Source organism: Castellaniella defragrans, from assembly GCF_014203015.1.
Taxonomy (GTDB): domain Bacteria; phylum Pseudomonadota; class Gammaproteobacteria; order Burkholderiales; family Burkholderiaceae_B; genus Castellaniella; species Castellaniella defragrans.
Genome location: NZ_JACHIB010000009.1, coordinates 151,295 through 165,950, shown reverse-complemented (window position 1 = coordinate 165,950; position 14,656 = coordinate 151,295). Strand labels below are relative to the sequence as shown.

Below are 14,656 nucleotides of genomic sequence, written 5' to 3'. Positions count from 1 at the left end.
GGCTTGCTCATGGTGGACACTCATCGAAAGAAGCGTCCACCATTTTATTTCAAACTATTGAATAAATAAACAAATTAATGAAACACAACACTAGGGCATAACGTGGCTTCACGGGGCGAGGTGGATGAGGTGATGGCACAGGCCGCCGCCGCAGGTGCCGTGATCGTGAAGACGGCGCAGGAGACGTTCTGGGGCGGGTACGCGGGATATTTCCAGGACCCGGACGGGCATATGTGGGAGGTGGTTTGGAATCCGAGGTTGGTGCCCGAAGAGTGAGAGGGGTGTGGCGTTTGAATGACCGGCTTCGGCCAGAAACGGGCATTCGAAAATCCGCCCCAATGCTATCTCTGTAATGAAATATCCGTCAGAATGATGAAACCTAAAAACTGTCAAACAATATGGACCGCATAACGAAATCTTTGTTGACCGAGTTTATCGCCGAGCAGGGCCTTGCCTCCCTAGCCGAGGACAAGCAGTTCGAACACTTTGCATCCTTTCTAACGGTTGGGCGGTCACTCTCTGAAGCGTTCGACACCTCTGATACCGTCGTAGGATCAGGCGGGGATACGGGAATCGATGCCATCGCGATTATCGTAAACGGCTCACTTGTAGACGACGATGCGGTAATACAGGAATTCGTAGAGCGGAATGGCTACCTCGACGTGTCGTTTATCTTCGTTCAAACGGAACGATCCTCATCGTTTGAGACAGCGAAGATTGGACAGTTTTGCTACGGAGTCCTGGATTTCTTTAAGGACGAACCATCACTCCCGCGAAGCAAGGAAGTCACTAAGCTTGGAAAAGTCATGTCTGCGATCTACAGGCAGAGCAGCAAATTCAAGCGGGGTAATCCGACATGTCGTCTGTACTACGTCACGACCGGTGTCTGGACAGGCGACGCCGCTCTCGAGGCCAGACGACGGGCGGCGACTGATGATCTGACCGCCCTGCGCATCTTTCGCAGTGTCGAATTTATCCCGGTGGATTCGGAAGGAATTCAGCGCCTGAACCGAGAGAGCCGAAATTCTGTTTCGCGAGAGTTCGATTTCGCTTTGAAGGCAGTCGTGCCGAATATCGAAGGAGTCACCGAGTCCTACGTCGGGTTATTGCCTGCCCCAGAATTCCTAAGGCTTGTAGAGGACGAGAATCATGAGATCCTCAAGGGGATCTTCTATGACAACGTCCGCGACTGGCAGGACTTCAATGTGGTCAACAGCGAAATGCGTGAAACGCTGACGTCCGGTGCGACCAGATCGCGCTTTGCGCTGATGAACAACGGCGTAACAGTTATTGCCAAGACCCTAAGAACTACCGCCAACCGCTTCTATATCGAGGACTATCAGGTCGTCAACGGTTGTCAAACGAGCCACGTGTTGCACGATCAGAGAGATCTTCTGGACGAAACGGTGATGGTTCCGCTTCGGCTGATTGCGACACGTGATGACGAGGTCATTTCGTCGATCGTGAAGGCAACGAACCGGCAAACCGAAGTTCGCGAGGAGCAGTTGCTCGCTCTTTCTGATTTCCAGAAGAAGCTAGAGACATACTTCGGTGCATTCCCTGATGATCAGCGCCTGTACTATGAACGGCGTTCGCGCCAGTACAACAGTGTTGGAGGCATCGAAAAGACCCGAGTCATTACACCTGGCGGTTTGATCCGAGCCTTTGCATCTATGTTCCTGCAAGAACCACATAGGGCCACCAGGAGCTATCGGCGAATTCTCGATCGCGTCGGAAGTGACCTGTTTGTGCCAACTGACAAGCTCGAACCGTACTATGTTGCAGCACTGGCGTCTTATCGACTTGAATACCTATTCCGGAATCAAATCCTACCCACTGAGTATAGGTCTGCGCGCTATGAAATCCTTTTAGCGTTACGTCTGTACGAGATGCCGTCTCCGCTCCCCAAGATGAACTCGAACGCGATCGAGCGCATGTGCAAGCCGCTGATAGAAAAACTTTGGAGCGCAGCTGAGTCGGAAAGGATGTTTAAGCGCGCGACTGATGCAGTGCTGGCTGTAGCCAACGGGGATCTTGAGTCCGCCCCATTGCGAACGGAGCCTTTTACCGATGCGTTGATGGCTGTGGCAATACAGTCGCGAGCATAGTGCCTGTATTTTCATAGTTGACATCGCCTCGTATCGAAACGCTTACTCGAGTGACTGCCAGCGATATGTGCGAATGACGGCTTTGGGTCGATAGCTGCCCTCCTCTATAAGAAAATACCCATAAACCCTTACAGTTCCCGTCTGACAGCCCCCCATGCCCCTCCATCAAAAAGCCCGCCTCTTCCACACCCTCCACCACTCCCCCCGCGCCTTCATCATCCCCAACCCCTGGGACATCGGCACGGCGAAACTGCTGGCGGGCATGGGTTTCCAGGCGCTGGCGACCACCAGCGCGGGCTACGCCTATACCCGAGGCCTGCCCGACTACCAGGTCGGCCGGGACCAGATGCTGGCGCACGTCGCGGAACTGGCTGCAGCCACCGATCTGCCCGTCAGCGCGGACATGGAAAACGGGTACGCGGACACGCTGGAAGGCATCGCGGAAACCTACCGCCTGACGGCGCAGGCGGGCGCCGTGGGGGCCTCCATCGAGGACGCCACCGGCCGGCCGGATGATCCGATCTACGAACTGGCCGAGGCGGTGGATCGCGTGACGGCGGCGGTCGAGACGGTGCGGACGCTGCCCTACCCGTTCATGCTGACGGCGCGGGCGGAAAACCATCTGCACGGACGCACGGACCTGAAGGACACGATCCGCCGCCTGCAGGCCTACCAGGAGGCCGGCGCCGACGTGCTCTACGCGCCGGGGCTGCGCACGCGCGAGGACATCCTCGCCGTGGTGCGTTCGGTGGACCGGCCGGTGAACGTGCTGATGGGATCGCCCGGAATGCATTTCACGCTGGACGAGCTATCGGACATGGGCGTGAAGCGCATCAGCGTGGGCAGCGCGCTCAGCCGCGCGGCGTTCGGCGCATTCCTGCGCGCCGGCCGCGAAATGGCGGAACACGGCACGTTCACGTTCGGTGAAGAGGCGGTCAGTTATGCGGACATGGCCCGGCTTTTCGGCCCCGGCAGTCCATAGCGCGGGCGGCGTAGGATGGGCACCACAGCAAGATGGCCGCTTTCAGGCCCAGGCGGTAAAATGGAACATTCCTTCTGAATCAGGCATTTCATGTCCAGTCAGCGCATGCATCAACCTCCAAGCCAGGAAGCCATTCTGCGTGCCGTGGCCAGTTCCACGGCCATCGAAACGGGCCAACGCATCGCTGATATCGAAGCAAAATTGCGCAGCGGGGATAGCCATCTTCCCCAGGTTTCCCTGGCGGCGCTCAGCCGCCCTGCCCAGCCAGCGCAACGCTGACCAATGCGCGCATGGGCGCATAGTCCATGCCCACCCCGCGTTGGATCGCGGTGAAGTACGTGGTCTTGTCCGCATCCCACTGGCTGTAGTCCAAGGGGCCGCGACCGGCCTGCACCGCCATCACATCGGCCAGCAAACGGGACAGGCGTCCGTTGCCTTCGCGGAACGGATGAATGAGGATCAGTTCGACATGGCAGACGGCGATGGCCTCGGCCAAGGTGCTGTCGTCGATATCATGGCAGGGCGTGTAGCGATGCAGGTATTTCCGCTCGAACTCGTCCAGCAACCGGGGAATCTGCATGGCGGCGGCGAAATGGAAGCCGTCCTTGCTCATGTTGACGGACCGGGGCCGCCCGGCCCAGTCGTACAGATTGCCCAGCCACTGGTAGTGCCATCCCATCAGGTCGGCCACGTCCAGCCGCCGATTGGGAAACTGCTCCCGCATCATCCGTTCATAGAGCCGCAGCAACAGCCTCGTCTCGAGTTCGACCATCACGGCCGGATCCGTGATGCCTTGCCGATTCCGCAGCACCTGCTCGTTTGATCCGGGCTGGTATTCAGCCTGCGAACCAGTGGCTTGGTAACGGTTGGAGCTCATGCCATCATGATCCGCCCGACGCCCGCACCGTCCCCGAAATCCGGATGCTGGCGCCAATTTCCGGCGGGATTTCCGCATGGATCCGGCTGGGCGAACCCATGTCCTCGCCCTGGAGAATGTCGATGGCGCCACCGTGCGGCCAGCCCGCATCCCGCAGATAGCCGGCCAGCGCCGCGAACGCCGTTTCGGAATAGCCGATCTCGGCGGCAATGGCCTGCATGGTGACGGCGTCCGGCAAGGCCTCGCAAATGACGACACCGGCCGGATTGCCGCCGCTGTCGCCATCCGAAAACGCGGCCAGCCGGTCCACGGGATAGCCGTTGATTTGCTGGCTGGCGGTGCCATTCAAGGTCATGTGAGGCTCACTTTTTCAGTTGATCCCCAGTTTACTTGAGGCCCAGCCAGCGGCATCAAAACCGCGCCGGCCAGCCATGCCGATGAGCGTCAACGACGCGGAGATGGCCCGGCCGCCGCAAAGGCAAGTCCGTCCCCTGTTCCGGCATATTGAAATATTGAACGGAACTCGGATACCGGCTTCCGGAGAACTGTCTGGTCCGAGCCCTACCCCTTCAACTCCGCCGCATGAAAGGCGATGTGCTCACCGATGAAGCTGGCGATGAAGTAATAGCTGTGGTCGTAGCCGGCATGCCGGCGCACGGTGGCCATGTATCCCGCTTCCAGGCACGCGGCCTCGAACAGGTCGGTCCGCAGCTGCTCGTCCAGGAACTCGTCGTCCAGGCCCTGGTCCACCAGCATCGGCAGGTGATCGGCGGGCGAAGCCGCGCGGATCAGCTCCACCGCGTCCCAGCGGGTCCAGGCGGCGGGATCATCCCCCAGGTAGGCCGCAAAGGCCTTTCGCCCCCAGGGCACCTGCGAAGGCGCAACAATGGGCGAGAAGGCCGACACGCTGCGGTAGCGCCCGGGATGACGCAGGGCGGTGACCAGCGCGCCGTGCCCGCCCATGGAATGGCCGGCGATGGACCGCGCGGACGAGGCGGGGAAATGCCGCTCGATCAGCCCGGGCAGTTCCTCGGCCACGTAGTCCTGCATGCGGTAGTGGGCCGCCCAGGGCGCCTGGGTGGCGTTCAAGTAGAAGCCAGCGCCCTGGCCCAGGTCGTAGGCCGGGTCGTCGGCCACGTCCGCGCCGCGCGGGCTGGTGTCGGGCGCGACCAGGATCAGGCCGTGGCGCTCGGCGTGCGCCTGGGCGCCCGCCTTGGTGATGAAGTTCTGCTCGGTGCAGGTCAGGCCGGACAGCCAGTACAGCACGGGACACGATTCGCCGCGCAGGGCGGCCGAGGGCAGGAAGACGCCGACGCGCATGTCGCAGCCCAGCACGGCCGAGGCATGCCGCCAGACTTCCTGGCGGCCGCCGAAGCAGGCGTGTTGCTCAATGCGTTCCATAGTGCACCACCGAACGGATGGATTTGCCTGCGTGCATCAGGTCGAAGGCTTCGTTGATGCCGTCCAGCGCCATGGTGTGGGTGACGAAGGGCGCGAGGTCGATGTCGCCGCGCATGGCTTCCTGGACCATGCCGGGCAGCTGCGAGCGGCCCTTGACGCCGCCGAAGGCGGTGCCGCGCCAGGAGCGCCCGGTGACCAGCTGGAACGGCCGGGTGGAGATTTCCTGGCCGGCGCCGGCGACGCCGATGATGATGGACTGGCCCCAGCCGCGGTGGGCGCATTCCAGCGCGGCGCGCATGACGTTGACGTTGCCGATGCACTCGAAGCTGTGGTCCACGCCCCAGCCGGTCATGCCGACGATGACCTGCTGGATGGGCTCGGCGTGGTCCTTGGGGTTGACGCAGTCGGTGGCGCCGAAGACCTTCGCCAGCGCGAATTTGTCGGGATTGGTGTCCACGGCGATGATGCGCCCGGCGCCCGCCTGGCGCGCGCCCTGGACCACGGCCAGGCCGATGCCGCCCAGGCCGAAGACGGCCACGGTGTCGCCGGGCTGGACCTTGGCGGTGTTGCGCACGGCGCCGATGCCGGTGGTCACGCCGCAGCCCAGCAGGCAGACCTGCTCGGGGTTGGCGGCCGGATCGATCTTCGCCAGCGAGACTTCCGCGACGACGGTGTATTCGCTGAAGGTCGAGCACCCCATGTAGTGGTGGATGGGCTGGCCCTGGTAGGAAAAGCGCGTGGTGCCGTCGGGCATCACGCCCTTGCCCTGGGTGGCGCGCACGGCCACGCACAGATTGGTCTTGCCCGATGTGCAGAACAGGCATTCGCCGCATTCGGCGGTGTACAGGGGGATGACGTGGTCGCCCGGCGCGACGCTGGTGACGCCCTCGCCGACTTCGACGACGATGCCCGCGCCTTCATGGCCGAGCACGGCGGGGAACACGCCTTCGGGGTCGTCGCCGCTCAGGGTGAAGGCGTCGGTGTGGCAGACACCGGTATGCGTGATCCGGACCAGGACTTCGCCCTTGCGGGGCGGTTCGACGTCGATCTCGACGATCTGCAGGGGTTTGCCGGCCTCGAAGGCCACGGCGGCGCGGGATTTCATCAGTCTGTCTCCAATTCCGCCCCGCCCGGCGCAGGCGGGGTTCAGGCCGATTATGGCCAGAAGCAGGCGGGAAGACAAACCGGGAGCGCCGCGATCCACGGCGCTCCCGGTTCTCAGGGTCCTGATGCGCAGGGCGGCCCGGCCGCCCCACCTCGCGGCCTGCATGCCGCTCGGATTCGCCAGGCGTAGGACAGCCCGCAGGGGCTGTCCTACGTCCCGGCTGCCCCACCTCGCGGCCTGCATGCCGCTCGGATTCGCCAGGCGTAGGACAGCCCGCAGGGGCTGTCCTACGTCCCGGCTCATCCCAGCAGCAGCGCGTTCAACCGCTTCACGAAGGCGGCGGGATCCTTCAGCGCCGCGCCTTCGGCCAGCATGGCCTGGTCCAGCAGCAGCTCGGCCCAATCGCCGAACGACGCGTCGGGCTGCGCCTCCAGGCGCTTGACCAGGGCGTGCTGCGGGTTCACTTCCAGGATGGGCTTGACCTCGGGAGCGTCCTGGCCGGCGGCCTTGAGCATGCGCAGCAGGTGCGGGCTGAGCTCGTGCTCGTCCACGACCACGCAGGCGGGCGAATCCACCAGGCGGGCGGTGACGCGGACTTCCTTGACGCGCTCGCCCAGGGCGGCCTTCAGGCGCTCGATGGTGGGCTTGAAGGCCTCGGCGGCCTCGGCCTGCTGCTTCTTTTCTTCCTCGTCGGCCAGGGCGTCCAGGTCCAGGCCGCCCTTGGCGACCGAGGCCAGGGCCTTGCCCTCGAATTCGCGCAGGTAGGACAGCATCCATTCGTCCACGCGGTCGGACAGCAGCAGGACTTCCAGGCCCTTGCGGCGGAAGACTTCCAGGTGCGGGCTGTGCGCGGCAGCGGCGTAGGAGTCGGCGCTCAGGTAGTAGATCTTGTCCTGGCCTTCCTTCATGCGGCCGATATAGTCGGCCAGGGACACGGTCTGCGCCGGGCTGTCGGACTGGGTGGAGGCGAAGCGCAGCAGGCCGGCGATGCGGTCCTTGTTGGCGGGGTCCTCGCCCACGCCTTCCTTGAGCACCTGGCCGAACTGGGTCCAGAATTCGGCGTATTCCTCGGGCTTGTCCTGGGCCAGCTCTTCGAGCAGGCCCAGGATGCGCTTGGCGGAACCGTCGCGGATGGCGCGCACGTCGCGGCTTTCCTGCAGGATCTCGCGCGAGACGTTCAGCGGCAGGTCGGCGGAATCGACCACGCCGCGCACGAAGCGCAGGTAGGCCGGCAGCAGCTGGTCGGCGTCGTCCATGATGAAGACGCGCTTGACGTACAGCTTCACGCCCCGGCGCGCGTCGCGGTCCCACAGGTCGAAGGGGGCGCGCTTCGGGACGTACAGCAGCTGGGTGTATTCGCTGCGGCCCTCGACGCGGTTGTGCGTCCAGGCGAGCGGGTCCTCGTAGTCGTGGGCGACGTGCTTGTAGAACTCCTTGTACTGCTCGTCGGTGATATCGGACTTGGACCGGGTCCACAGGGCGCTGGCCTGGTTGACGGTTTCCCATTCGTCCTTAACGACCTGTTCGGATTTCTCCGCGTCCCACTCTTCCTTCTTCATCTGGATGGGCAGGGAGATGTGGTCGGAATAGCGGCGCAGGATCTCGCGCAGTTTCCAGCTCGACAGGAATTCGTCCTCGTCGGCGCGCAGGGTCAGCGTGACGGAGGTGCCGCGCTCCCCGCGCTCGATGGCGGACACGGAGAATTCGCCCTGGCCGTCGGATTCCCACAGGACGCCTTCGGACGCGGGCAGGCCGGCGCGGCGGCTGCGCACGGCGACCTTTTCGGCGACGATGAAGGACGAATAGAAGCCCACGCCGAACTGGCCGATCAGCTGGGCGTCCTTCTGCTTGTCGCCGGTCAGCTGGGAGAAGAATTCGCGCGTGCCGGAACGGGCGATGGTGCCCAGGTTGGCGACCGCCTCGTCGCGCGACAGGCCGATGCCGTTGTCGCTGATGGTGACGGTGCGGGCGGCCTTGTCGAACTCGACGCGGATGCGCAGGTCGGCATCGCCTTCGAGCAGTTCCGGATGGTCGATGGCCTCGAAGCGCAGCTTGTCGCAGGCGTCGGAGGCGTTGGACACGAGTTCGCGCAGGAAGATTTCCTTGTTGCTGTACAGGGAATGGATCATCAGGTGCAGCAACTGCTTGACTTCGGCCTGGAAGCCCAGGGTTTCGGCCGTCTTGGTGTCGGTTTCGCTCATGATACGGATGGGATCGAAGGTTCTCGCGGGATTGCAGGGCGCCCCGCGGACGGCCGAACGGCGGCCGGCGGGACGGGCTGCCTGTTCACATGGGGCCGGCGGGCGCGGTTTTCAAGATGGCCGGCGCCCCGGGACCATGCTTTCCATGAATAATCCTCATTTGTTTCCAGACATCTCCGGATAGGACGCGATCCGCTAAGGTTATCTTCCACAAGAACCTTCCACAAGAATGCATCGCTCCGCAGGAGACATACCATGTCCAGACGACCCGGGGGCCATAACGCCGGCCGCATGGCGCGCGCCACACTCGGCACCCAGCTGTTCATCGCCGCCACCCTGATCACCATCCTGGTGATGGCGGTCCTGGCCTCCATCATCACCTGGCAGAACCGGCAGACGGCCATCGACAACGTCAGCGCCGCCAACCGCTACGGGCTGCAGGGTTACGACCGCACCCTGCAGCTGATCTACGACATCGCCCGCAAGCGCAGCGAATCTCTGTACCCGGTGCTGATCCGCTACATGAACGGCGAGCCCAAGCCCACCGGCCAGGTCGAGAACGGCCTGCCGGTGTTCAAGTCCTCGGGCATGCCCATCAACGGCGACCAGGACCTGATGCGCAGCGTCACCGGCATGTCGGCCGAGGTCTACGCCCGCACCGGCAAGGGCTGGACGCGCATCGCCAGCGCCTACCAGGACCGGCCGGACCACGCCCTGGGCGGGACGCTGGATCCCTCCGACCCCATCGCCCGGGCCCTGGACGGGGGCGAGGTCGTGCACGCGCCCGGCCTGATCGGCGACAAATGGCACCTGATCACGATCAACCCGCTCAAGGACGGCGGCAAGGTCTACGGCGGCATCGTCGATCACCTGGACATCAGCGCCCAGATCGACCCGGTGCTCAAGGACCTGACCGAGACCAAGCTGGCCCAGTACGGCCAGCTGTTCGTGCTGCGGCCGACCGCCGACGGCAAGGACTGGATCCGCGTCGCCGGCACCTTCGGCAAGCCCGGCGACCTGCTGAGCGCCGGCAATCCGCCGGCCGACTTCGCCGCCATGCACGGCACCTTCCAGTCGGCCCCGGCCGGGGTGACGCGCATCACGGTCCGGGACGAGGAGATCTTCCTCGCCTGGCAGACGGTGCCCAACTGGGGCTGGCTGATGTACGGCTTCGGCGGCGTCGACGACTACCTGGCCGAAAGCACCCGCGCGATGTGGATCCAGCTGGGCGTGATGCTGCTGGGCACGCTGCTGATTTCCCTGCTGATCCGCTGGCTGGCCCGCCGCACCCTGCGGCCGGTGCGCGACGTGGTGACCGGCATGCAGCGGCTGGGCGCGGGCGACCTGACCCACGAGATCCCGGACAGCCCGGCCGGCAGCCGCAACGAGGTCCACCAGCTGCTGGACAGCCTGCGCGGCACGCAGGACGCCCTGCGCCGCATGATCCGCCAGGTGCGCCGCAGCGTGGGCGAGATCCACACGGGCGCGCGCGAGATCGCCGTGGGCAACACCGACCTGTCCAGCCGCACCGAGGAGCAGGCCGCCTCCCTGCAGGAGACGGCCGCCAGCATGGAAGAGCTGGCCTCGACCGTGCGGCAGAACGCGGACAACGCCCGCCAGGCCGACCAGCTCGCCGCGGGGGCCTCGCAGACCGCCCACCAGGGCGAGCAGGCCGTCCACGGCATGGTGGACACCATGAAGCGCATCGCCGACAGCTCGTCGCGCATCACCGACATCATCGGCGTGATCGATTCCATCGCCTTCCAGACCAACATCCTGGCCCTGAACGCGGCGGTGGAAGCCGCGCGCGCCGGCGAGGAGGGCCGCGGCTTCGCCGTGGTGGCCGGCGAGGTCCGCGCCCTGGCCCAGCGCTCCGCCGAGGCCGCGCGCGAGATCAAGGCGCTGATCGAGACGGCGTCCAGGGAAGTCGAATCCGGCACGCGCCAGGCGGGCGACGCGGGCGCCACCATGCAGGAAGTCCTGGCGGCTGTCGACCGGGTGACGCACATCATGGGGGAAATCGCCTCGGCCTCGAACGAACAGTCCACCGGCATCGACCAGGTGAACCTGGCGGTCACGCAGATGGATCAGGTGACGCAGCAGAACGCCGCGCTGGTCGAGCAGGCGGCGGCCGCCGCCGATTCCCTGCGGGAACAGGCCGACCGCCTAGCGGACACCGTGGCGGTGTTCCGCACCGGGGAAACCGGGGAGGCGGAACCGGCCGCCGCGGAGCAGCCCCCTGCCCTGGGCCGCGCGGACGTGCCGCGCCTGCCCGGCCAGAAGGCGCGCCTGCCGGGCTAGAGGGGCAGCAGCCGCCAGGCCAGCAGGAACATGACGGCGGCGATGCCGCCGTCCAGCCAGCGCCAGGCGCGGGGATCGCGGAACAGCGGCGCGCACAGCCGCGACCCCAGGCCCAGCGCCGCCAGCCACAGCACGCTGGCGGTCAGGGCCCCGGCGGCGAAGCCGAAGCGGGCGTCGGCGAAGCCGTGGGCGATCGAGCCCAGCACCATCATGTCCAGCCAGAAATGCGGGTTGAGCAGGGTGAAGCCCACCGCCCCCAGCAGGGCGGCGCGGCGCGAGGACACCGCGGCTTGGTCGGCCCGGGGACCGGCGGCCGGGCGCCAGGCCCGGCGCGCCGACTGGACGCCGTACCACGACAGGAACGCCACCCCGCACCATTGCACGGCGCCCGCCAGCCCGGGCAGCCAGGCCGTCAGCGCCTGCAGGCCCGACACGCTGCCGAAGATGAAGCAGGCGTCGATCAGGGCGCACACCAGCAGGATGGCGCTCAGGTGGGCGCGGGCGATGCCCTGGCGCAGGATGAAGGCGCTTTGCGCGCCCACCACGGCGAACATGCCCAGGCCCGTCAGCGTCCCGCTGGTCCAGGCGGCGACCAGGGGGGACACGGTGGGCATGGCGGCGGCGAACATCATGGGCTCCTGCGGTGGCGGACGAGAAACGGAACAAGGGACGGGACAAGGGCCGGAACAAGGGCCGGGGCGGCGGGCGGCGCGAAGCCCGGGCCGTCCACCGGCCTCCGGGCGCGGCGGGCCGGAACGGACGCCGTGCGTGGGGCCTGGACCGCATTGTGCGCAAGACTGGGTATAAAATACAGCTAATTTATTTAAATATGATTTAGCCAGGCTTAATACATAGGGCCGGTGGCGGACGGCGGACGCCCGGCATCGAATGCCCCACCGACCCCCGCACCGCCGGATACGGAACGCCCGGCACTCCGCCCTGGAACTCACGCCCATGCAACTGGATCACGACAACCTGCGCGCCCTGGCGGCCGTGGTGCGCGAAGGCAGCTTCGAGCGGGCCGCCGCGGCCCTGCACGTCACCCCCTCGGCCGTGTCCCAGCGCATCAAGACGCTGGAATCGCGCATGGGACGGCTGCTGGTGCTGCGCACCATCCCGGCGCAGCCCACGGACGACGGCCGCGTCCTGGTGCGGCTGGCCGAGCAGGCCGCCCTGCTGGAGCACGAGGCGCTGGAGCGCCTGGGCATGGGCGAGGACCGCCCCGCGCCCAGCCTGCGCATCGCGGTCAACCACGACAGCCTGGAGACCTGGTTCATCGAGGCGGCCACGCGCTACGCGGAACAGACCCGCACCACGCTGGACCTGATCTCCGAGGACCAGGACCACACGGCCGCCCTGCTGCGCAACGGCAGCGTGCTGGCGGCCGTCACCACGCTGGGCGATCCGGTGCAGGGCTGCCGGGTCCACGCGCTGGGGCGCATGCGCTACGTCGCCACCTGCGCGCCCGCCTTCCACGCCCGGCATTTCGCCCGCGGCGTGACCCCGGACGCGCTGGCGAGCGCGCCGGTGCTGGTCTTCAACCGCAAGGACGCCCTGCAGGCCCAGTTCGCGCGCCAGGTGATGGGCGACACGCCCTGGCAGCCGCCGACCTGGTGGGTGCCCTCGTCGCACGCCTTCGTTTCGGCCACGCTGGCCGGCCTGGGCTGGACCATGAATCCGCTGCCCATGGTCCGCGAGGCGCTGGAAGACGGCCGCCTGATGCCCCTGCGGGCGCGGGCCTGGCACGACGTGCCGCTGTACTGGCAGCACTGGCGCACCGGCGCGCACACCATGGAGCTGCTGACCTCGGCCGTGCTGCGGGCCGCGCGCGCCCTGGTGCGGCCGGCCCGCGCGCCCGCGTCCGCCGCCGGCGAACGGGCCGGACCGGCGACGGCCTGAATCCGGCGCCGCCCGGCCCGCGCCGGCGACGCCGGCCAGGGGCCGCTCAGCCGCCCTGGCGCAGGCGGCTCAGGGTCGTCGTCGGCGTGATGGCCTCCGGATCCAGCAGGCAGTGCAGGATGGCCGGCAGGCCGCTGTCCAGGGCGCGCCGCAGCGCGGGGGCGAAGTCCTCGGTCGTCTCGACGCGCTCGCCATGGCCGCCGAAGGCGCGCGCGTACGCCGCGAAATCGGGATTGCGCAGCGCGGTGGCGGACACCCGGCCGGGATAGCGCCGCTCCTGGTGCATGCGGATGGTGCCGAACATGCCGTTGTCGATCAGGATCACCAGGATCGGCAGGCCATACTGGACGGCCGTGGCGAATTCCTGGCCGTGCATCATGAAGCAGCCGTCGCCCGCCATGCACACCACCCGGCGGTGCGGGTAGAGGCGCTGGGCGGCCACCGCCGCGGGCAGACCGTAGCCCATCGAGCCCGAGGTGGGCGCCAGCTGGGTGCCGTAGGCGCGGAAGCGATAGTAGCGGTGCAGCCAGGTGGCGTAGTTGCCGGCTCCGTTGGTCAGGATGGCGTCCTCCGGCAGCACGACGTTCAGGTGCGCCATCACCCGGCCCATCTGCAGGGCGCCGGGATGCTCGACGGTGGACGGATCGCTCCATTCCTGGCGGCGCGCATGCAGCCGCTCGCAGCGCTGGCGGCGCGCCGTGGTCGCCGTGGGCGCCAGGGGTTCGATGGCGCGCACCCAGGTGCCGGGCGCGCAGGCCATGGCGATGTCCGCCTGGTAGACGCGGTTCAGCTCGCCGACGTCGGGATGCACGTGGACCAGCGTCTGGGACGGGTTCGGCACGTCGAGCAGGGTATAGCCCTGGCTGGGGACTTCGGACAGGCGCCCGCCCACGGCCAGGATCAGGTCGGATTCGCGGATCGCCTCCAGCAGCCGGGGATCGGCGCCCAGCCCCAGGTCGCCGATGAAGCAGGGATGGTCCACGGGGCACAGCATCTGGCGGCGGAACTGCACCGCCACCGGCAGGGCGTGGCGCTCGGCGAAGGCGCCGAAGGCCTGCACGGAGCGGGCGTCCCAGCGGCTGCCGCCGAGGATGGCCAGCGGCCGTTCCGCATCCGCCAGGCGGTCGGCCAGCGCCTGGATCTGCGCGGCGGGCGGCAGGGTCTCGGGCACGTGGCAGGGCCGCGCGTCGGCCACCGTGACGGATTCGCCCAGCATGTCCTCGGGCAGGGCCAGCACCACCGGCCCCGGCCGCCCGGACAGCGCCACGTGGAAGGCACGCGACAGGTATTCGGGAATGCGTCCGGCCCGGTCGATCTCGGCGGCCCACTTGACCTGGGTGCCGAACACGGCGCGATAGTCCATTTCCTGGAAGGCCTCGCGGTCGCGCATCGCCCGGTCGATCTGCCCGACCAGCAGGACCAGGGGCGTGGAATCCTGCGACGCCACGTGCACCCCCGCGAAGGCGTTGGCGGCGCCCGGCGCGCGGGTCACCAGGCACACGCCGGGCCGGCCGGTCAGCTTGCCGTAGGCCTCGGCCATGATGGCGGCGCCGCCCTCCTGGCGGCAGACCGTGACCTGGATGTCGGCGTCGACCAGGCCGTCGAGCACCGGCAGGTAGCTTTCACCCGGCACGCAGAATACGTGGTCCACGCCATGGAGGCGCAGCTGATCCACCAGGACGTGCCCCGCCAGGCGGGGGGCCGGACGGCTGGCGGCGCGCACCGCCATGCCGGCGTGGCCATGCTCGGCCCCGCCCTGGAAGGCGGGGCTGGCGCTGTGAC

The 14,656-nt window shown here is 66.9% G+C and carries 12 protein-coding genes and 1 pseudogene; 5 read left to right on the top strand and 8 right to left on the bottom strand.

Features of this window, described 5'->3' with window-relative positions:
• Window positions 1-87: 87 nt before the first annotated feature.
• From HNR28_RS09335 to HNR28_RS09325, 3 genes and pseudogenes are all read left to right on the top strand, one after another.
• Window positions 88-276 (top strand): annotated as a pseudogene (locus tag HNR28_RS09335) (VOC family protein); the annotation flags it as partial.
• 146 nt (window positions 277-422) lie between these two features.
• Entirely contained in the window at window positions 423-2,108 is a 1,686-nt protein-coding gene (locus HNR28_RS09330) for an AIPR family protein (protein ID WP_158386313.1), read from the top strand.
• 154 nt (window positions 2,109-2,262) lie between these two features.
• A complete protein-coding gene (locus HNR28_RS09325; protein WP_043684449.1) occupies window positions 2,263-3,090 on the top strand; it encodes an isocitrate lyase/PEP mutase family protein in 828 nt (275 codons plus the stop codon).
• Between the two features lie 42 nt (window positions 3,091-3,132).
• Here HNR28_RS09325 and HNR28_RS09320 read toward each other — a convergent pair whose 3' ends face one another.
• The 6 genes from HNR28_RS09320 to htpG form a co-directional block, all read right to left on the bottom strand.
• Window positions 3,133-3,312 carry a hypothetical protein gene (locus tag HNR28_RS09320; RefSeq protein WP_170288505.1) on the bottom strand — a complete coding sequence of 60 codons (180 nt, stop codon included), beginning with the start codon at window positions 3,310-3,312 and terminating at the stop codon, window positions 3,133-3,135.
• Window positions 3,313-3,337: 25 nt separating this feature from the next.
• Window positions 3,338-3,967 carry a Fic/DOC family protein gene (locus tag HNR28_RS09315; RefSeq protein ID WP_043684451.1) on the bottom strand — a complete coding sequence of 210 codons (630 nt, stop codon included), beginning with the start codon at window positions 3,965-3,967 and terminating at the stop codon, window positions 3,338-3,340.
• 4 nt (window positions 3,968-3,971) lie between these two features.
• Window positions 3,972-4,316, bottom strand: coding sequence for a PhzF family phenazine biosynthesis protein (locus tag HNR28_RS18845; RefSeq protein WP_409360361.1), 345 nt, complete (start codon window positions 4,314-4,316; stop codon window positions 3,972-3,974).
• A 212-nt stretch (window positions 4,317-4,528) separates the two neighbouring features.
• Window positions 4,529-5,368 (bottom strand): S-formylglutathione hydrolase, encoded by an 840-nt coding sequence (fghA, locus tag HNR28_RS09305; protein WP_151025177.1) that lies wholly within the window; start codon window positions 5,366-5,368, stop codon window positions 4,529-4,531.
• The gene (locus HNR28_RS09300) at window positions 5,355-6,473 is read right to left on the bottom strand and encodes an S-(hydroxymethyl)glutathione dehydrogenase/class III alcohol dehydrogenase (protein ID WP_043684459.1); all 1,119 of its coding nucleotides are present in this window, start codon (window positions 6,471-6,473) and stop codon (window positions 5,355-5,357) included. Before HNR28_RS09300 ends, fghA begins: the two co-directional genes overlap by 14 nt.
• Window positions 6,474-6,772: 299 nt before the next feature.
• The gene (gene htpG / locus HNR28_RS09295; RefSeq protein ID WP_151025176.1) at window positions 6,773-8,674 is read right to left on the bottom strand and encodes a molecular chaperone HtpG; all 1,902 of its coding nucleotides are present in this window, start codon (window positions 8,672-8,674) and stop codon (window positions 6,773-6,775) included.
• A gap of 255 nt (window positions 8,675-8,929) precedes the next feature.
• On the opposite strand from htpG, the gene HNR28_RS18690 reads away from it, so the two are divergent.
• A complete protein-coding gene (locus tag HNR28_RS18690) occupies window positions 8,930-10,975 on the top strand; it encodes a methyl-accepting chemotaxis protein (protein ID WP_151025175.1) in 2,046 nt (681 codons plus the stop codon).
• Here the strand turns inward: HNR28_RS18690 and HNR28_RS09285 are convergent.
• Complete coding sequence (locus tag HNR28_RS09285; protein ID WP_457912094.1) at window positions 10,972-11,607, bottom strand: LysE/ArgO family amino acid transporter; 636 nt, start codon at window positions 11,605-11,607, stop codon at window positions 10,972-10,974. The genes HNR28_RS18690 and HNR28_RS09285 overlap by 4 nt on opposite strands.
• Before the next feature lie 322 nt (window positions 11,608-11,929).
• Between HNR28_RS09285 and HNR28_RS09280 the strand changes: the two genes are divergently transcribed.
• A complete protein-coding gene (locus HNR28_RS09280; protein WP_151025174.1) occupies window positions 11,930-12,874 on the top strand; it encodes a LysR family transcriptional regulator ArgP in 945 nt (314 codons plus the stop codon).
• A 46-nt stretch (window positions 12,875-12,920) separates the two neighbouring features.
• Here the strand turns inward: HNR28_RS09280 and HNR28_RS09275 are convergent, their stop codons facing one another.
• Complete coding sequence (locus tag HNR28_RS09275) at window positions 12,921-14,603, bottom strand: thiamine pyrophosphate-binding protein (RefSeq protein ID WP_151024533.1); 1,683 nt, start codon at window positions 14,601-14,603, stop codon at window positions 12,921-12,923.
• Between the last annotated feature and the right edge of the window lie 53 nt (window positions 14,604-14,656).